The 19,541-nt window shown below is 39.8% G+C and carries 15 protein-coding genes and 3 riboswitches; of the genes, 3 read left to right on the top strand and 12 right to left on the bottom strand.

Going from position 1 to position 19,541, the window contains the following annotated elements; genetic code table 11:
* Positions 1 to 173: 173 nt before the first annotated feature.
* Positions 174 to 1,787 carry an S-layer homology domain-containing protein gene (locus NAG76_16030; protein URN93330.1) on the bottom strand — a complete coding sequence of 538 codons (1,614 nt, stop codon included), beginning with the start codon at positions 1,785 to 1,787 and terminating at the stop codon, positions 174 to 176.
* A 267-nt stretch (positions 1,788 to 2,054) separates the two neighbouring features.
* Here NAG76_16030 and NAG76_16025 point away from each other — a divergent pair, with 267 nt between their 5' ends.
* Both NAG76_16025 and NAG76_16020 read left to right on the top strand, forming a co-directional pair.
* Positions 2,055 to 2,351, top strand: coding sequence for a hypothetical protein (locus NAG76_16025; GenBank protein URN93329.1), 297 nt, complete (start codon positions 2,055 to 2,057; stop codon positions 2,349 to 2,351).
* A gap of 197 nt (positions 2,352 to 2,548) precedes the next feature.
* Positions 2,549 to 2,902, top strand: coding sequence for a hypothetical protein (locus NAG76_16020; GenBank protein URN93328.1), 354 nt, complete (start codon positions 2,549 to 2,551; stop codon positions 2,900 to 2,902).
* 227 nt (positions 2,903 to 3,129) lie between these two features.
* Here NAG76_16020 and NAG76_16015 read toward each other — a convergent pair whose 3' ends face one another.
* The 5 genes from NAG76_16015 to NAG76_15995 form a co-directional block, all read right to left on the bottom strand.
* A complete protein-coding gene (locus tag NAG76_16015; protein URN93327.1) occupies positions 3,130 to 5,439 on the bottom strand; it encodes a histidine kinase in 2,310 nt (769 codons plus the stop codon).
* Between the two features lie 66 nt (positions 5,440 to 5,505).
* On the bottom strand, positions 5,506 to 6,120 hold the full coding sequence (gene kdpC / locus NAG76_16010; protein URN93326.1) for a potassium-transporting ATPase subunit KdpC: 615 nt from the start codon (positions 6,118 to 6,120) through the stop codon (positions 5,506 to 5,508).
* Positions 6,121 to 6,151: 31 nt separating this feature from the next.
* Complete coding sequence (gene kdpB / locus NAG76_16005; GenBank protein URN93325.1) at positions 6,152 to 8,185, bottom strand: potassium-transporting ATPase subunit KdpB; 2,034 nt, start codon at positions 8,183 to 8,185, stop codon at positions 6,152 to 6,154.
* An 18-nt stretch (positions 8,186 to 8,203) separates the two neighbouring features.
* A complete protein-coding gene (kdpA, locus tag NAG76_16000; GenBank protein URN93324.1) occupies positions 8,204 to 9,883 on the bottom strand; it encodes a potassium-transporting ATPase subunit KdpA in 1,680 nt (559 codons plus the stop codon).
* 334 nt (positions 9,884 to 10,217) lie between these two features.
* Positions 10,218 to 10,628, bottom strand: coding sequence for a hypothetical protein (locus NAG76_15995; protein URN93323.1), 411 nt, complete (start codon positions 10,626 to 10,628; stop codon positions 10,218 to 10,220).
* Between the two features lie 135 nt (positions 10,629 to 10,763).
* Positions 10,764 to 10,938: riboswitch (cyclic di-AMP (ydaO/yuaA leader) on the bottom strand.
* A gap of 277 nt (positions 10,939 to 11,215) precedes the next feature.
* A riboswitch (cyclic di-AMP (ydaO/yuaA leader) is annotated at positions 11,216 to 11,447 on the bottom strand.
* Positions 11,448 to 11,844: 397 nt separating this feature from the next.
* A riboswitch (cyclic di-AMP (ydaO/yuaA leader) is annotated at positions 11,845 to 12,019 on the top strand.
* 4 nt (positions 12,020 to 12,023) lie between these two features.
* Between NAG76_15995 and NAG76_15990 the strand changes: the two genes are divergently transcribed.
* The gene (locus tag NAG76_15990) at positions 12,024 to 12,464 is read left to right on the top strand and encodes a hypothetical protein (protein URN93322.1); all 441 of its coding nucleotides are present in this window, start codon (positions 12,024 to 12,026) and stop codon (positions 12,462 to 12,464) included.
* Between the two features lie 673 nt (positions 12,465 to 13,137).
* Here the strand turns inward: NAG76_15990 and NAG76_15985 are convergent.
* The 6 genes from NAG76_15985 to NAG76_15960 all read right to left on the bottom strand — a co-directional run bounded on the left by NAG76_15985 (position 13,138) and on the right by NAG76_15960 (position 19,485).
* A complete protein-coding gene (locus tag NAG76_15985; GenBank protein URN93321.1) occupies positions 13,138 to 14,160 on the bottom strand; it encodes a hypothetical protein in 1,023 nt (340 codons plus the stop codon).
* A 14-nt stretch (positions 14,161 to 14,174) separates the two neighbouring features.
* Entirely contained in the window at positions 14,175 to 14,510 is a 336-nt protein-coding gene (locus NAG76_15980) for a PadR family transcriptional regulator (protein ID URN93320.1), read from the bottom strand.
* 195 nt (positions 14,511 to 14,705) lie between these two features.
* A complete protein-coding gene (locus tag NAG76_15975) occupies positions 14,706 to 16,346 on the bottom strand; it encodes a glycoside hydrolase family 5 protein (protein URN93319.1) in 1,641 nt (546 codons plus the stop codon).
* A gap of 35 nt (positions 16,347 to 16,381) precedes the next feature.
* Entirely contained in the window at positions 16,382 to 17,212 is an 831-nt protein-coding gene (locus NAG76_15970) for a carbohydrate ABC transporter permease (GenBank protein URN96860.1), read from the bottom strand.
* 26 nt (positions 17,213 to 17,238) lie between these two features.
* The gene (locus NAG76_15965) at positions 17,239 to 18,126 is read right to left on the bottom strand and encodes a sugar ABC transporter permease (protein ID URN93318.1); all 888 of its coding nucleotides are present in this window, start codon (positions 18,124 to 18,126) and stop codon (positions 17,239 to 17,241) included.
* 36 nt (positions 18,127 to 18,162) lie between these two features.
* The gene (locus NAG76_15960) at positions 18,163 to 19,485 is read right to left on the bottom strand and encodes an extracellular solute-binding protein (protein ID URN93317.1); all 1,323 of its coding nucleotides are present in this window, start codon (positions 19,483 to 19,485) and stop codon (positions 18,163 to 18,165) included.
* Positions 19,486 to 19,541 lie beyond the last annotated feature (56 nt).

Genomic DNA, 19,541 nt, shown 5'->3' with positions numbered 1-19,541 from the left:
TCCGTTCTTGTCATATTACTCAATCTGCCGTTTTTCTTTTAAGCATATCAAAAAAACTTATGAAATAGTACTAACAACTGTTCTCTAACTCTGAGCCCGCGGCATGAAAAAGAGAGAGGCGCATATTTATTATGCACACCTCTCCCTCTATTAAGTCACTTACCAAACGGACTTCATCTACTTGATTGCTTTCCAATTATCTCCCAATCCGCAGCAGTATAATTCCCCATCTGCCATAAGGATACGCCTTTCAGTTCATAAAACTTAGCTAGCCATATTTTTTTGGCTATACTTTGCGCATCCTCGTAGTATAGAACGTGACTGCCTCTTTCATCTGTAAATTCTGCTTTCGTTAGAAAATAAGGCATTGACCATGTCTTAACGACGCTTGGCATCGCTAATCTTTTCTCTACATCTGCAACTGCTGGTATCACTGGAGCAGCAGTTATACCATTGGTAGTAATCCATTGATTAGCTTGTTTCGAAATACCTAACACAAGCTTTTCTTTCGGAATCGATTGAAGTGCAGTTACTACCGTATCATTTACAAGTGGCAATGGGGCAGACGGAAGTTGACTATCCGTAAAATCATGAGCCATAAGTACAACTGCATCCGCAATTTTACCAATTTCTACCAAATTATAACCTTTGTAATAATAAATAGGCGGTACAGCAACAGATAATGTATACGAACCCAACTGCTTCTTCAAATCTTGCAGAAATGCAACATAATCAGCAGCGCTCTCCTCTTTCATTAACCCTTCAAAGTCAATACTTACCCCTGTAAACGAGTAGTCTGGATCATTTAAAGTCAATAATAGCGATTCGATAAATGCCTTCTGAGCTGTCTTATCTTTGAGAAAATCTTTCAGATTGCTATTATCATAAAACACCATCAGTTCCTTCGTTAATTGTGCAGAGTCAGCAGCAGTAATAGCCTCTGCAGAACCACTTGGAATGACATTAACAGTTTTACTAGTTTTAGAGCTAGTTTTCAACGTAGCAACTCCAGCGCCACTATATTCCAAGTGAGACCAACCAAAAATAACATCTGAAAGTTTATTCATTTGATTGATTGCACTATAAGATGAAATTGCATAAAAACCTGTAAAATCAACTTTTTCTTCAGCAACTCGCATATCAATTAATCGATAAATAACTGCAGCTGCTTGCTTACGAATTAGAGACTCTTTCGGCTTAAATCCTGTTTTGTCGCCTTCCATAATGCCACGATTAGCTGCGTAGTAAACATAAGGCTGCATATCTACATCTATTGCGGATTGATCCTTGAAAGCTCGAACATCCCGTTCCTTTTTCCAATCTGTAGCCAGCCATTGCTGACGTACTTCTTCCTTCTCTGAATCTAGTAATGCTTTCCCTACTAACATCGCAACTTCTTGTCTAGTAATCGTTTGCGATGGGTTGAACGATTCATTCTTATCTAGCAAACTATCAATCCATTTATGTTCATAAGCTATAGAAATAAACGGCGCAGACCAGCGATCTTTACTTACTCCTGCAGGAACTTTTCCAACAGTTTCTGTTTCTAACTGATTTGCCATGACAAGTAACTTTATAAAAGCCTCTCTCGACAAATCATTATTCGGACGGTATGTCTTATCCTCGTATCCATTAATAATGCCTAGTGCAGATAGCGAATAAATTGGTTCACGTGAATAATCGTTCTCTTCATCCTTAAAAGGTTGTAGCTGAACATCGTACGCAAAAGCACTGCTTGCAAATAACATTGATAAAATTATGACTAATAAGCTAACTCGTTTTTTCATAATAATTTTTTCACACTACCTTCCCATTTTCCAATAAACTTCATTTCTAGTTCTATATATCCATATTACTAGACGTACTAGAATAACGAAATGTTTCATAAATTTCTAGGGAAATCGGGTTACAAGCTACAAACTATATATACTTGACTACAATGTAATGGGGTAAATTGTTTAGTGACATCTAAAAGAATTAACTAGCATTATTGAAACATAATGTAATACGTTCGCGTCACTTAGAATGAAAGATTATTAATAGGAGGGTTTACATTGAAAAGTCGATTATCGATATGCTTAATCGTCATTATGATTGTACTCGTTGGATGTCAAAGTAATCCAACGGCTAAAAATTTCAGCGTCACTGTTGCTGCACCTAAAGAATTAAAAGCAGATGAACTCTTCATTGTAAAGGGTACGTTGGTTAATCATTCCGATAATTCTTGGGACGTCCTGCATGGAGCAGATATGTTTACTTATGATGTCTTTGATAGTAATGGTGATCGAGTGTCACAAGGTATTGAACCAATCATGTTTGAAGGTTTGGTACAAGTAATGAGTTCGAGATAGAATCGGACCCACTTAGTATCAAAGTTACTTAAACTAAAGCTATGTTAGATTTCAATGTTGATAATTGAAAATTACAAGGGAAATATAAGTATAATAATGGACGCTCTCATTGCGTTGGTCTATCGGTTGTACGATTTGATAAATATGTGATTTAACACGCACTTGAGAGGTGACACATGTTGTGAGGAGGAAAATTTATGAAAAAGATATCTGTATTTCTAATTATGATTTGCTTAATACTGACAGCATGTAATTCAAATAACTCAATCACAACATTTCAGAAAACTATTGACATTATAGATGGGGGGAAATTTTTAGTGAACTGTTCTGATGAAGTGAACAGAGGTAAAAAAGGCAATATAAATTCTATCGGTTATTATTGTGGTATAACTTTTATTAACACAACAAAATTTATAGATAGAAAAGGGAATTCTTTGCAATTCGAAGATTTTTCAATGGGAGATTCAATTAGAATCACTCTCTCTAAACCTCAAGATATAAGTGAAAGTAATACACAATTCGATGCAACTGAGATTGTTTTATTAAATTAATTGCCTAACAGTAATCACACTAAAATCAGTATGTCTATTCAGAATTGTTTATTTTATTAAAGACCACTTCAGAATGAACTGCATCCCAAAAGTTAGTTTCAACCATCTAACCTTTGGAGGTGCAGTTTTTCTATGACTAAGGTTAGTACAGATGAAAAATCACAAGCAGTTTTACGTTTCAAAGAGGAATCGGGAAGTTTGAAATCAATTGCAAAATCTATAGGACTTCACCTTTCCGTCTCGATTAATACATCCATATGGCGCCCTAATCGCATTATGCGACGTACGATATTGTCATTCCATAGGGAATACCACTTAGATCGTTTAGAATACCCAATAATAAGCTGAGTCGCTTTTACTTTGTTCGCTTCAATAATTAACATTTCAGCTATTTCTTTTCTACCGTTACACTTAGTAGATTGGAATAGTCCACCCATTCGATGAGTAAGCTCAATCAATTCTTGGCGTCTTTTGAGCATAACGTTACTTAATTGAATACTATCATCTACATAATGAACATACCAATTAGCCTTTAATCGATAAGCTATCCGGAAGCCACGGCGAATAAGACGTTCTGATGACTTTGAATTAATCGTAACCGCTACGAATATCACTTCTTTTCTACGAAGCTCACCCCGCAATGAGTAACTAAGATCTAACGCTTCAAGTCGTTCATCTACATCATCAGCGATTTCACGTAGAGCTAGCTCACGCAGAGAGATTAAGTTGCCCGTCGTGAAAAAAGCTTTTAATGCTTGCTGGATTTTATCCATCGCATAGATTTTACCGTCAAGCATCCGCTTCTGCAGCATTTGAGGTGTGACATCAATTAATTCTACTTCATCCGCAAGCCTCAGCATCGCATCCGGCACAGTTTCTCTAACTCTTACACCAGTAAGACCTTCAACCGCATCGTTCAAACTTTCTAAATGTTGAACATTAACGGTCGTAATAACTGAGATTCCATGTTCCAAGATACGAACAATATCTTCATAACGTTTTTTGCGAACACTTCCAGGCACGTTTGAATGAGCAAGTTCATCAACGAGCACTACATCTGGACCCCGCTTAATAATTGCCTCAGTATCCATATCTTCCAATTGTTTTCCTTTATAATTAATGATAAGTCTAGGAAGTAGCGGGAGATCTCCAATTTGTTCCGCGGTCTCTTTGCGTCCATGCGTCTCTAACAGACCAATAACAACGTCTATTCCTTTTCTAAGCAGAACATTACCTTCTCGTAGCATCGTAAATGTCTTTCCAACTCCAGGGGAAGCACCTATATATACTTTGAAGCTCCCCCTTTTCATTGTCTTGATCTTACTATTCATCTCTTCCTTGCTCAGTCGTCGAAAAAGATCCTGCTCCTCGATATGGCGCTGCTTAACCGGCAAAATTCGCTGTCCATCATGTTCCGCTCGATCAGCCATTAGAAATAAATCGATGCCTCTCATTTTACTAAGGATGTTATCAGCGAGTGAACCTTGCCAAAACTGCTGCCATCGATTTTGCTTGGAATGACCCATTACAATCCGGGTTACGTTCTGTTCAGAGGCATACTTTATCAAATTAGCTGGAAGTTCACGCCGGTTTGCTAAAGGTAACTCATGGAATCGCCCCTCAACTTTTTCAACTAATTGAATTATTGATCTCTTGAACGTCATCTGATCTTGGGTTAGCTGTTTCTTACCATTTACAAATACAAGTACAACTAATTCACCATTTAATCGCTTTGCTACTTGCTGTCCCCTTCTCACGTAAAGTGAACCATTCCAATGATACTGAGCCGACACTAGAATTCTCTCCGTTGCTCCGGATGCTCCAACTAGACCAAGTTCCTCCCGATGTTTTTCCAGAGATTCATTGACCCCTTCCGCTACTAGCCGAAGCGATAACTCCCGTAATATCGCTAGATTGCTACGCTCACATATTGCCCGGTGACGCAGCTCACCAAGTTCACCTTCTTCGATTCTCTTAAGCATCGTTTCCGTGGAAACATCGATTAACCTAACTTCATTGGCAATTGCTAAAGTATTCGAAGTTACTGTTTCTTCTGCTTGAATGCCCGTTAAGCGCATCGCAATATCATCGACACCATCAAGCTCATACACATTAATAGTTGTGATGACACTAATGCCATGGTCCATCAAATAGATGATATCTTCGAGCCTTGTTCGGTGACGAGAGCCTAGCTGATTACAATGAGCGAGACCATCTACTAGCACAACCTCAGGATTACGCTGAAGTAGAGCATCAAGGTTAAGATCCTTTTGCTCTACCCCCTCTTTCCACCAATGAATGCTTGGAACCCTTTCTAGTTGACCGAGTTGCTTCTGTGTCTCTAGTCTTTGCATAGTCGAGACAGCACAGATAACGACATCAATGCCTTGCTTCTTCAATTGAGTCCCTTCTTGAAGCATATGATAAGTTTTGCCCGAGCCGCTAACAGCTCCTATAATTATTTTTAATTTCCCTCTATGGAGTTTTGAAATAGATGCGAGTATCTCCTCTGGTGTTTTCCTTTTGAACTGAACCATTGTTCGTCTCCTTTTTCACTAGAGGGCTGCAGATGAACAGCTACCCGGGCGGATTAAAATATTGCTTTATTGATTAGCAAGTCTTGCGGCTAGCTCTATATTCAGCTTCAACACGTTAACGCGTTTTTCACCGATCAGTCCAAGATCACGACCTTCCGTATTAGCTTCTAGCATCGCAGCAAGCTCATCTGCTGAAATGCCTGTTAATTTGCTAATACGTGGAATTTGAACCTTAGCTGATTGCGGCGTAATATGAGGATCAAGACCTGATCCTGAGTTTGTAATTAATGCGATAGGTAGTTGACTGATTGGTACATCTGGATTATCTATCTTCCATTGTTCAATAGATGCTTTTGTTCTTTCTAGTAACGCAGGATTAGAGGGACCAAAGTTATTGGAACCTGAAGCTTCTGCCCTGTATTCTATACTAGAGACACGTCCTTGGAAGTATTTAAGATCTGTAAAGTTTTGACCTATTAATTCTGATCCTACTACATTTCCTTTACTATCTTTCAATAAGCTACCATTCGCATTATGGGGAAAGAGCAGCTGAGCTGCCCCCGTACTTACAAGCGGATAGATAATCCCGCAAATGATGATGAAAACTAAACTTGCTCGCATTGCAATCCATAGAATAGAACCGTTTGATTGCGTCTCTTTCTTCATTACTTCTGTACTCATAATCTTTTCTCTCCCTTAATAAAAATCCGCATTAAACCCATAAATGAACAACAAGATCAATGATCTTAATTCCGATAAATGGGACAATAACACCACCAACACCAAAGATCAATAGGTTGCGGCGTAACAATCTTGCTCCACTCATCTGCTTGTAAGCAACACCCTTCATTGCCAGTGGGATTAGAAGCGGGATTATGATTGCATTGAATAGTAGTGCAGACAATATCGCAGAATACGGTGATCCTAGCTTCATAATGTTAAGCACATTCATCTCTGGAATGGCAACCATAAACATTGCGGGAATAATCGCAAAATATTTGGCGATATCATTGGCAATGCTAAAGGTCGTCAATGCTCCACGAGTCATAAGTAGCTGTTTGCCGATCGCTACAACTTCAATAATTTTCGATGGATCTGAATCCAAATCAACCATATTCGCAGCTTCCTTCGCTGCGATCGTACCACTGTTCATCGCGATACCAACATCTGCTTGTGCCAATGCTGGTGCATCATTAGTCCCGTCACCTGTCATCGCAACAAGCTTTCCTTCTGCTTGCTCGCGACGGATTACAGTAATCTTATCCTCAGGTGTGCTTTCTGCAATATAATCGTCAACGCCGGCTTCACGTGCTATCGTTGCTGCAGTTAGCGGATTATCACCAGTACACATAATCGTCCGTATACCCATCTGACGAAGTTGATCAAAACGTTCCTTCATACCAGGTTTAACGGTATCTTTCAAATAGATAAGACCGAATATTTGTGTATCTACTGCAACCGCGAGTGGTGTTCCTCCGACAGAAGAAATTCGATTAGCACTCTCTTCCAAATCGTTAGGAATTGTACCACCCTGAGCTACTACCCATTTACGAACCGCATCTACAGCACCTTTACGCACTTGTCGACCGTCTTCTAGATTAATACCGCTCATTCTTGTCTCTGCTTTAAATGTGATGAATTCTCCTTTATCAGCAAGCGTAGCGTCATAACTCAACTCATGCTTTTTCATCCACTCCAATACAGATCTACCTTCAGGAGTCTCATCTTTAAGTGAACTGATTGCTGCCCATGAGGCTAAGCTTTCCCTCTGATGATGTCCAACAGCAACAAGCTCGCTCGCCATTCGGTTACCGAATGTGATGGTACCTGTTTTATCAAGGATCATTGTATTAATGTCACCTGCTGCCTCGACTGCTTTACCCGACATAGCAAGCACATTGTACTGCGTTACTCGGTCCATTCCCGCTACTCCGATTGCTGATAACAAGCCACCGATTGTTGTCGGAATGAGACAAACTAACAGGGCAATTAACACCGGAATTTCAAGCTTAATATCCACAAAGTTTGCTATCGGTGAAAGCGTTACGACAACGATTAGAAATATAAGTGTCAAGCTCGTTAATAACGTATTTAGTGCGATTTCATTAGGCGTTTTTTGACGCTTTGCTCCTTCAACGAGTGAGATCATTCGATCGATGAATGATTCTCCAGGGTCACTTGTAATTCGAACTTTGATCGAGTCACTTACAACACGTGTGCCACCAGTGACGGAACTGAAGTCTCCACCCGCTTCTTTAATAACTGGAGCCGATTCCCCTGTAATTGCAGATTCATCTACGGATGCAAGACCTTCAATAATCTCCCCATCGCCAGGAATCATCTCACCTTGATTTATGACCACAATATCTCCCTTACGAAGTTCTGAAGAGGGAACAGTTGAGATCACGCTCCCGATCAATGTATTGGCCATAACCTCTTGCTTTGTCTTTTTCAATGAATCAGCCTGAGCTTTACCACGTCCTTCCGCCAACGCTTCAGCGAAATTGGCGAACAGTAGCGTAAACAAAAGAATTAAAAATACCGACAGATTGAAACCAATTCTATCTACTGATCCGAAATAACTTGGAAATAACGTCATAAGAAGTACGATTGCCGTGCCAACCTCTACGACGAACATAACTGGATTTTTTATCATGATTGCTGGGTTTAACTTGATGAAACTATCTTTAACCGCACGTTGAACTACCTCTTTGTTCAACATGCTTTTTCTACGATTACCATTCATATTCCTTCACCTCAATAGTTAACGGAGTGTCAAATGTTCGGCAATTGGACCAAGTACGATTGCCGGTAAAAAGGTTAGTGCACCAATTAATAAAACTGTACCGATTAGTAGACCAACAAATAATACATTATCTGTGCGGAAAGTTCCGATCGTCTCAGGTACTCTTTGTTTCTGAACCAGTGACCCAGCTACACCAAGCATCGCGATAATCGAAACATATCGACCTAATAGCATGACGATACCGGTACTAATATTCCAAAACGGCGTATTATCACCAAGTCCCTCAAAGCCCGATCCGTTGTTAGCTGCCGAAGACGTATATTCATATAACACTTGTGTAATACCGTGGTAACCTGGGTTAGAAATGGCGACCTTCCCTATATCCATCATAAGCGCCAAAGCAGTTGGTCCGAGTATAATAAGTGGATGCGCTAAAATAGCAATCGCAATTAACTTCATTTCCCTTGGTTCAATTTTTCTACCTAGAAACTCTGGTGTTCGACCAACCATTAACCCACATATAAACACCGCCAATATCGCATACATCAGCATATTAATTAAGCCGACACCTTTACCTCCGAATACGACGTTAAGCATCATTTCTGCTAGCGGTACTAAGCCGCCAATCGGTGTGAGCGTATCATGCATATTGTTAACCGTTCCAGTTGTCGCTGCGGTTGTCACTGCAGTGAACAATACGGATTGAGCGATACCGAATCTTACTTCCTTGCCCTCCATACTTCCTTGTGAAGCATCAATACCAAGGTTATTCATTACTGGGTTACCAGCTTTCTCAGACACATATACAGTAGTAAGGAAAACTAGAAACAAACATAGCATTGCCGTGAAAATAACCCAGCCTTGTTTCTTGTTCTTTGCAAACAATCCGAACGTATATGTTAATGCAGCTGGAAGTGCCCACATTGATAATATTTCAATCACATTCGTCATTGGATTCGGATTTTCAAACGGATGGGCTGAATTGACTCCGAAGAATCCTCCACCGTTAGTCCCCAAATGTTTGATCGACTCTAGCGAAGCTACTGGTCCGATCGCTACCTGTTGCATTGCACCTTCTAACGTTTTCAGTGTCAGCGTCGGATCAAGCGTTTGTGGTACTTGAAGTGCGACCAATACCAACGTAATGATAAAGGAAATCGGTAAGAAGATACGAGTATGTGCTTTGACGAAATCTTCAAAGAAGTTCCCAATCGTAGTTCCCTTGCTCGTAATGCCTCGGATAAATGCGATGGCAACCGAGAAGCCCGTTGCCGCAGAAGTAAACATCATCATCGTAATAACAGCCATCTGAGTGAAGTAGGTTAAACCTGTTTCCCCTGAATAATGCTGTAAGTTCGTATTGGTCATAAAACTGATGACCGTGTTAAAACTGAGTGTAGACTCCATATTATCAATGCCACTCGGATTAAATGGTAATACCTTTTGTATTCGTAATATGAAGTAACTAACAGCTACCAATACGATATTGGTTATGATAAAACTGAGCGCATATTTCTTCCAACTCATACCAGCACGCTGTTTCAAGCCAATCAGCTTGTAGATTAACCGTTCGAATAGTCCAAATATTTTATTTAATCGATTCTCTTCATTCGAGAATACATGATACACATAATTGCCAAGTGGCTTAACCAACATAACAAGAACGGCTATAACAACCACCATTTGCAAAATTTCCATTTCTTAACCTCCTAAAAGATTATGCGAAGCAAAATCTACTTCGTAAGCATTTGCTCGAATTTTGCTAGTATAATCTATCTTCGTTAGCATTCTCTCGGATTTACAATGTAAATTCCATATACTAGCTAGAATTTATCTGGATGGATTAAGGCATAAACTAGATATATGAACAGACAGACTGTTGCAGCTAATACTATGATCACTCCGCATCTCCTCCTGATTGGTCGATATTAGTGCTGCACCACGTAAGAAAACCATAAAATAATCCGAAACAAACGATTAAAGTTATAATCATATATACGTCCACCATCGTTTAACCTCCTTATGAAATCTTTCAAATGCCAGTATCTTGTGTACTCAATAGAAATCCGTGTTCCCCTGATTGCGAATATATAACGTATTTGGCACCGAGCCCTTTATAAATTGCTCTAGGATTCAAATATGGTGTAATGACATAGATAGGTTTTGTTGTCCAAAGACTACAGCATTGCAGATAGCGACAACTTAATGCCAAACTACTTTCAAATACGAATACCTTCCCTATTGCCATATTCGGTACTTCCCAACTAAACCGATTATTTGTATTAATCCGTATAACTTTTGAAATCCCAATATTTCTTAGTTCCTTCTCTTCTTGTTTGTTATTTGTAATAACAGCGAAAGGAAGTTCTTTATGTTGTAGTAATCTAATAAAAGATAGCGCTGCTTCATTCATTCCAGCCACTACGATATATTCTCGTTCCATAATATTTTCCTCCTGGTGATGCTTAATTTAAGAAAAAAGGCAACAAAAAAGAAGCCTCGGGAGCAGAGGAAATTCTCCCGAGGCTTCTTTAATCATGGAAAAACAAACCATGACAAGTCAGCACACGATGATTGTCGCCTCTCTCAAGTACGCTTACGAGGTTAGCTGTCGGATTCGGGCTTGAGAGTCGCCCTACACTTGGCTACAAGCCAAGCGATTCACCCCAGGAGCTTCATAGACGTAATTAACATCTATCTACTCTGTTGGTTCCCCCGCTCCCGTTATTCACAGGACTCAGCGTTAAAACATTTTACAATATGACATCTTTTCTGCCAGTTATATCAATTTCCAATAAGAATTCACAATGTTCGGCTGTCAGCACCAAGAAGATGCACTCCAGCGGAAACGAGTAGCACAGCGTACGTTTCGGGTACGTGAGCATACGCTGGCTTTCGATGGAGGGCATATTCGCCGCCGATTATGCTACAACGCGTTACATCGTGATCACAGTCACACGGTTTGAATATCCGCTCAGAAACATACACCTTTATGGTACTGTTCCGTTTATTAAAGCACTAACTTTATCAATCCTCTCTCATTCAACGCTTACGAGGTTAGCTGACGGATTCGGACGGTGAGAGTCGCCCTACTATTACCGGTTCCATGGTACCCGGTTTAAGATTCACCCCTGCGTTATCACTCTCCGACTCTCACATCGGATTATGACACGCTCAGCAAAACATTTTCTCTATCTAGAGTTTTTTGTTTGCTTGGTTCCCCCGCTTCCGTCTTTTGACGAAAACTCAGCGATTCAATTTATGGTAAAAACTGTTATACCATGAAACGAATCTTACTCCTTGCCAATGTCCGTGTAAAGCTAACGCAGAAGCCATTTAAGCTTAAAAATAGACATTTTGAAACAAATGGCATCGCTTACATATATATTTAACTTTAGTATACTACGATTATCTCTGTTTCTCTCTATATCTCAAAAATTAGGGTTTAGTTTTGTTATGTACTGAAAAGTTGAATTATCTGACTTATTAACGTGGCATAATCTACAGAGTATTCACGAGTATTCGAGAGAATTATCATGATTAAGTCGCCAAAACAACTGTAATTTATCATTTATGGCTTTATGTCGTCTAACAATGACTACATTAGATTTTACAAAAGACCAACATACCGTTAATATAGACGCGAAGCTGTATACAGCCAAATATAATCGCTGAGTTCTATGTACTAGAAGCGGGGGAACCAAAGCAATTGATGAGAGTATGATCTACATTCATCAAGAGCATGGGGTGAATCGGTCGCTAAATAAGCGACTGTAGGGAAGCTCTCTGTCCCGAATCCGTCAGCTAACTCCGTAAGCGAACATGAGGAGAGAAAGATATGTTAACTTGTCAAACGATTGAATCTTTACCCGATCTACAGCAACTTTTATTATTAAAAGTGAAAAGAATTGAACTTTTTGTTATTCCATTGATTGAAATCGATGAATATGGATTTCGTGTTTGTATGTGTCTAACGACAAATCAAGGATATGGATGGAGTGAACTGTTTATCAGTGAAGATCAAAAACCAGCTAGCTGGAACAGTTGGAGCACTTCTTTACCACACTATATAGGTGTTGGGGGGCTGTCTGAAACTATGCAGGATGAGACAAACTCTATCGCCAAACAATCTCCAATTCATCAATTATTTCTTAGTGCTGTTCAACATATACACAGCATTCCTAACGAAACATCACCACATCGTGCAACTTTCAGACGAGATAATAACTATATTAATGCTTTAATGGATCGATCAATCTTTTATCTTTCACTCTTTTAAGGTAGTTCAAAAAGCAGACTTTGATATCGATGATTGGCTTCGGAGTATATTCGACATCGAATATGAAGCGAACTTGGGAAGTCCGGGACTCGTGTACCAATTACGTACACTGGAGCGTCCTCCTTCCTCAAGTAGCGCTTCATCTTCTCGGATCTGAAAGCCTGCTTTTTGAACTTTCATTTGATGAGGTAGTTCAAAAAGCAGGCTTCGATATCGATGATTGACTTCGATGTGTATTCGACATCGAATATGAAACGAACTTGGGAAGTCCGGGACTCGTGTACCAATTACGTACACTGGAGCGTCCTCCTTCCTCAAGTAGCGCTTCATCTTCTCGGATCTGAAAGCCTGCTTTTTGAACTTTCATTTGATGAGGTAGTTCAAAAAGCAGGCTTCGATATCGATGATTGACTTCGAAGTGTATTCGACATCGAATATGAAGCGAACTTGAGAAGTCCGGTACGCATGTAACAACTACATACATTTGCGTTTCCTCCTTCCACAAGTAGCGCCTTATCTTCTCGGTTCACTCTCAACTACAAAAATCCCCTTTAAGTCCACTCATTTTCGCAACTGAACATGCGAATTCGTGCAAGTGACTTCTTAAAGGGGATATATTTATAACTATATTTGCTTATGGATAACCTGAGGCCACGCTTACCTAGCATATTTGTTATGACTTTTTATTTCTCATTCCGTACGCCTTCACACCAAGGACTACTGTTTCAATGATAACGATGATCGCAACAATATAAATAAGAATCTCTGTCCAATACTGCCAAAGTTCACTACTCGTCTGGAACATCTCACTTCCCGCGAACGTAAGCCCAGCTTGTATCAATTCATCAAGGAATGCCATATTCCATAACGATTGGTCCATCAACATAATCAAAGCTAAAACGAACCACAACAGATTGAATAGAATCTGCATTAATATAATAGTCTTTGTCCATCTGCCCGTCACGAGTTTGATACCTTCTTTCAATATACTAATCACTGTAAGAATCCAGATAAAAGATAAGTAACTTTGAAGATTCTCCACATTGAAGAAAGAAATTACTTTCGTCGTCTCGTCGTTCAACCGGATAATACCAATATATTGAGCCGAAAAAGTAAACAACATCACAAATAGTATCGTAAAAATAATTGACGCTATCGGCTGACTGCGTTTAATACGGGTTTTCTCCGTAGGAAGTGGTGGTAAATCAGCTAGCTTCCACTCCTTCTTAATTCCAGCAAGTTCCTTACGACCAGATTTGTTACCTTTATGTTCAATAAATAGAAAGATTAATGTTACCCAAGCAAAACCTTGAGCATATGCCGAGATCAAAGAAGCAAAATAGCCAATAAATGCATCCAAACCTTCGAATGGATCTACAAAAAGATCTATTGCGAGCACTACCGACAAACCTATCGTTATTGAGATCAATACTACTTTAAGAACAATAAGATATGATTCAATCCATTCCGGGCCAATTAAATATCTCTTGTAGCCTCGATACCCTGATGCGAGTTCATATGGCGAACCAAGCTCATTAAGAACAACCTCTATAATCTCTTCTTCCGTTCGACCCTCAGACGAATGGTCCTCTCGCATATCCTCTATTAATCCCCGTAGTTCTTTCTCAATTTCATCCCTTTGTTGTTGCGGCACCCGCTGAATTACCGCGTAAACATATCGATCAATGATTTCCAACTTCCATCTCTCCCTTACGGCTCAATTAAACTATTCATACTTTGCGCCAAGTTCTTCCACTCCACACATAGCTGCTCGTAAACTTCCTTACCAGTCTGACTAAGAAGATAATACTTCCGGGGACGAGATTCGTTCGTATCCCACTGACTTTCAAGTAGTTCTTGCTTTTCTAATCTGCGCAGGAGCGGATACAATGTTCCGGGATCAATGCTAATGCCCTTTTCTTCCAATACAGAAACGAGCGAGTAACCATACTGTGGCTCGGATAATTGACTTAGTACACCAATAATAAGCGTACCCCGTCTTAGTTCATGTGTTAAACCATTTATTGTTTCTTGAATATTAGCCATGCCATCAACTCCTAATATTATTATACTGTACGACACACACTATTGTAAACACCTTATTATTAAATAATGGAAATTATTTTAATAATAGGTGATCGTTATAGTGACACTCTGAACGTAAAGAAACCCCATGTCTCTCACAGGACATGGGGTTTCTCGTATTTCATTTTTACATGCAATTTAACTTCAAAACACTACTTATTCGTAAGGAATTACCTCAAGCCACTGCATTCGAACTGAGCTGTCAACAGCTTTACAGACGATTCGATGCAATCCTGGGGACAACGTCCAGCCATTGCCTAACCTCTGCATCTCCCATAAATCGCTAATAATCCCACTTCGTTCGACCCATTTATCATCTATTGAAATTTCTATTATCGCGTTTTCATTAGCTGCCGCTGCATACAAATCTACGCGATAAAGTATATCCTCAGTCGTATCTGCAATGGTGAATTCGAAAGCAACCCAGTCCCCATCAGCTAATTGTACATACATAAGCTCGTCCTGATGCCAGCTATCCCCCTTGCTATGCTCAAAGTTTGCGATTAGCCTGTCACTTTCTACGAACCGAATGTCCGTACCATCATTGATCCGGAATCCTATTGGATTGTTACTCCGCCCCTTAAGTCCATAACTGACTCCTTCTCCGTAATAACCGTAAAAGATTGCTGGTATTCGAGTATTAGGCCTACGGAATAGAGACGATGTAACCGCTGAATGATAGATACAATGTTCGAACGATATGTTGTGCAAATAGTCCCATAGGATTTGCTCCGCTTCTTTTGCATCTGGCTTCTCGCCGCCTTCTAAATAAGAAACTAGCTTATGCCAACCTGAGGGTGTAATGACTTCGCAAGGAGAATTGTTCTTGCCCATCTTCTTCCAAGTCCAGAAATTCCAAGAGATGTTATGATCCTCGAACAAACGAAATGCACCTGCGTACCATTCCTTGTTGTTCTCCCCACCTTCGCCCATAAATATCGGGACGTTCCATTGTTCTCTTTTGTCCAAGTAATTCTGAATGCTCTCCGTATCAGGGTTGTTCCAATACTTATGAAATTGCAGCATAATATGATCATCTATTTTCTCATTAAAAATAGACCAATCTGTAGCCCAATGAGCACCTTCGAGTATAATCAAGTGATTATCATCCACTTCACGAATCGTCTGTATAATATCGCGATATAAAGGCATAATTTGGTCGTTATACGACGAAAACCAATTAGGCAGCGGCTCGTTCAATAGATCGTAACCCGCAACGATCCATTCCTCTTTGTAGCGCTCCGCGAGCATCCTCCACAACTGAATGGTGTTCTGTTTATTTCGCTCATTCATAAACAATTCGGGTTGATCATGCTCCGAGTCGTCAATATTAGTACCCGTTTGCCCACCAGGAGCGCCATGCAGATCAAGAATGACATAAAGTCGATGCTCACGACACCAGTCAATAAGCCGATCAAGTAATCGTAAGTGATTCTCTTTATAGACAATGGTATCTGCTTCACAATCTATAATAAGGAATCTAGCATTAATAGGGACACGTACAGAGTTAAATCCGTCTGCTGCGATTTGCTGAATATCAGCTTCAGATGTATAACGATCATAGTAGATATCCCAAAATTGTTCAGCCTGCTTCTCTCCCACGAGTTCCGTAATCATTCGTTCGATTCGACGCGGACGATCTCCCTGTTCTGGGAACTGCCACATATACCCCTCTGGAAGCATCCAACTACCAAATCCTACTCCGCGGAGTAAAATTTCTCGTCCATCACCATTTATCAGTTTTTGACCAACGGCTCTAAGAAACCCAGTAACCTCATGCTCTTGTGTGTTTGACACAATACACTTCCTTTCGTTTCTATTAAGTACGCTGTTTAACCTTTGATCGCACCTTCCGCAATCCCATTTAAAATATACTTTTGCAAAAATAAATAAAACAGAACAACTGGCAGCATAGCTAGTATTAATGAAGCTAATATATTAGACCAGTCATTGCTATACTCGCCAAAAAGCATATTTGTTGATAAGAGCAATGTATAGTGATCAGAATTTGTTATCATTAATAACGGTAGCAAGAAATCATTCCATATCCACAATAAGTTTAAGATTGCTATAGTTGCCGTAACTGGGAGTAGCAAAGGAAATATGACTGCATAGAACAACTTGAATTCACTGCAACCATCAATTATAGCTGCTTCATCTAGGTCCCGAGGTATCGATTTTACAAACCCATGATATAAGAAGATAGCCATCGAGACTCCAAGTCCGATATAAATCATTCCTAATCCATAGATTGAACCTTGGATGGACAATTGTTTCGTAATTTTCACAAGTGTTATCATAATCGAGTGGAATGGAATTAGCATCGATAAAATAAAGAGAGCAAATATTGACGCGCTCAGCTTCCCTTTCGTTCGAGAAAGCTTATATCCTGCTAATGATGCACAGACAATAATGCCGATTAACCCTACTCCAGCAATTTGAATCGTGTTACCTAAACTGCGAAAAAAATGAATTTTCTTAAAAGCATTTGGATAATTACCCCACTGAAGTTCCTTCGGAAATGACAGAATATTCGTCAGCATCTCGCTTTGTGTCTTCACCGAGTTTAATAAACCCATATAGATAGGAAATAGCATCACGACAGCCCCTAGTAGCAGAAATAGAAAGATGAGAGCGGAACCGACACGACGACCTAGCTGCATATTGCCAGCATTTTCGAGTTTGTTCATCATGCCTCCACCTCTCTTTTCTTCATGATCCATAGTTGGACAATGGTGATCATAAATACAATCAAAAACAAGATCATTGCTTTGGCACTCGCATAGCCGTAACGGCTGCTCTGACTAAACGCTTCCTCATAAATATTAAGTGCTATAACCTGTGTGGCTCTGCCGGGTCCACCACCTGTAAGGGCGAATACAGCTTCGAATACTTTGAAGGAACTGTTTAAAGTTACAAATAGTCCAATTGTTAAAGCAGGATAGATCATCGGCATCGTAATATTCCGAAATGTCTGCAAGCTGTTTGCTCCATCAATCGCCGCTGCTTCTTTCAATTGCTGAGGTACACCTTGTAAGGCTGCAATGTAGATGACCATTAAGTAGCCTACCCCACTCCAAAGTGACAGAATAAGCAAAGCATAGAAGGAAAGCTTCGGATCTCCAATCCACGACTGGTCCAAAAATTTAAAGATTGTGTGCTCCGCAATAAAAGGTAACACCTTCGTAAATATGAACATCCACATAAAGCCGCCTATAATTAGACTAAGCATATTAGGCATAAAAAATATCGTTCGAAACCAAACTTTGCTTTGTTTTTGAGATTCTATGAATACCGCCAATAGTATTGCGAAAAAGTTAGATAAAACGACCATAAAAACTACATATTTAAGCGTAAACCAGATGGAATCAAGAAAAAAACGATCTTCCGTAAGCGCTTCGACATAGTTACCTAGACCTACCATATCATAGTTGGGATTTAGACCATTCCAATCCGTTAAGCTGTACCACACCCCCCCGAAAGAGGGGGCGAGTACAAATATGGAATAGAATAATAAGGCAGGAAAAACGAAGGCTAGTAGGATGAGAGTTGGTTTCCATTTTGTTTTAGAGGTCATATCCTAACACTCCTATCTGTTGCAATCATCCTGCTATTATTTTGCTGCTGCTTTAACTGCCGATGCCCATGTTTTGTCCATCGTTGATATAAATTCTTCTTTCGTAACAGACTTAGCATAGTAGCTTTGAAGTAATTTTGCTTGCTCATCAGTAACACCATTTGGAAGTGTTAGATCCTGATAGGCTTGCCCTTTTGCTACATACGCAGAGGATTCCTCTACCCATGGATTTACTTTGAATTGATGAACAGTTGAGATTGGATTAAATTTTAGCTGCTCGAATAAAGCAGAAGAATCCTTCTCATCGAGAATATAATTGAGCAAATCAAGAGCTACTTCTTTGTTCTTACTCGCTGAGGATAGTGCTAACGAGGTAGATGTAGAAAGGTTAATCATCGTATCATTCGGATCATTGCTTACTGGAAGAGCTGCAACACCGATTTCAAAATCTGAATTTACCTTTAGAATCGCATCTGCATTCCAAGGCCCTTGCACCCACATCGCAGATTTTCCATTTGCAAAATCTGCTGCACCAGCTTCATTTCCTACTTCGAACGGTTTTGCAGTACCATTTGCATTTATCAAATCAATAATATCAAAGATCGCTTCTACATCTTTATAGGAAGCTTCACCTGCATTCATCTTCGCAATCCAATCTGGATGCTTCGAGGATACTACTCCGCCAAGCGATTGTGCAGTCATCAACTGAGGAACCCACGACTCTTGAAATGCCAGCTGGAACGGAGGAATGCTCGCTGCATTTAATTTCTCAATAACCACTTTCATTTCATCCAAGGTGTTAGGTGGAGTTAAGCCGTATTCCTCAAACATTTTTTTATTGTACAAATATCCCCATGTGGAGCTTTCTAACGGAAGTACGACAACTTTACTATCATACGTAACTGTTTTCTTTATTGGCTCGTAGAGACTGTTAATAGAAGGTTGATCAGCCAAATCACTTAGGTAGCCTGCGTTATAATAAGTTGGGATATCATTCGCGTGAATGGTAAACAAGTCTGGTGCATCGTTTGAAGCAAGTCGAGTTTGTAAAATTTGTTTCGCTTGATCTGAGTTCGGCATTTCTGTGTTTATCGTTACAGAAATATTTTTTTCTGCTAATTCCTTCGCTATGAATTGATCAAAGTAAGCTTCAAATTGCTCCTTATACTGCGGATAGCTCATAAATACATTTAGCTCTACCTTCACAGGTTCTGCCGGCGATTCCTCTGGTTTACTCGTTGTAACCGTTCCTGCATTATCGCTCTGCACTGGCGTTACATTGTTATTATTCGCACTGCAGCCAACAACAACTAAGAACAATAAAACAACGATGAAACTTAATTCAAGCTTTTTTCTCATGTAATTACCCCCTCATATTTCGTTACTCTCTCAGTATGATGGAAGCGTTTACTTTA

The sequence above is a fragment of the Candidatus Pristimantibacillus lignocellulolyticus genome (assembly GCA_023639215.1).
Lineage (GTDB): Bacteria > Bacillota > Bacilli > Paenibacillales > Paenibacillaceae > Pristimantibacillus > Pristimantibacillus lignocellulolyticus.
This window is presented reverse-complemented; position numbering and strand designations above follow the sequence as displayed.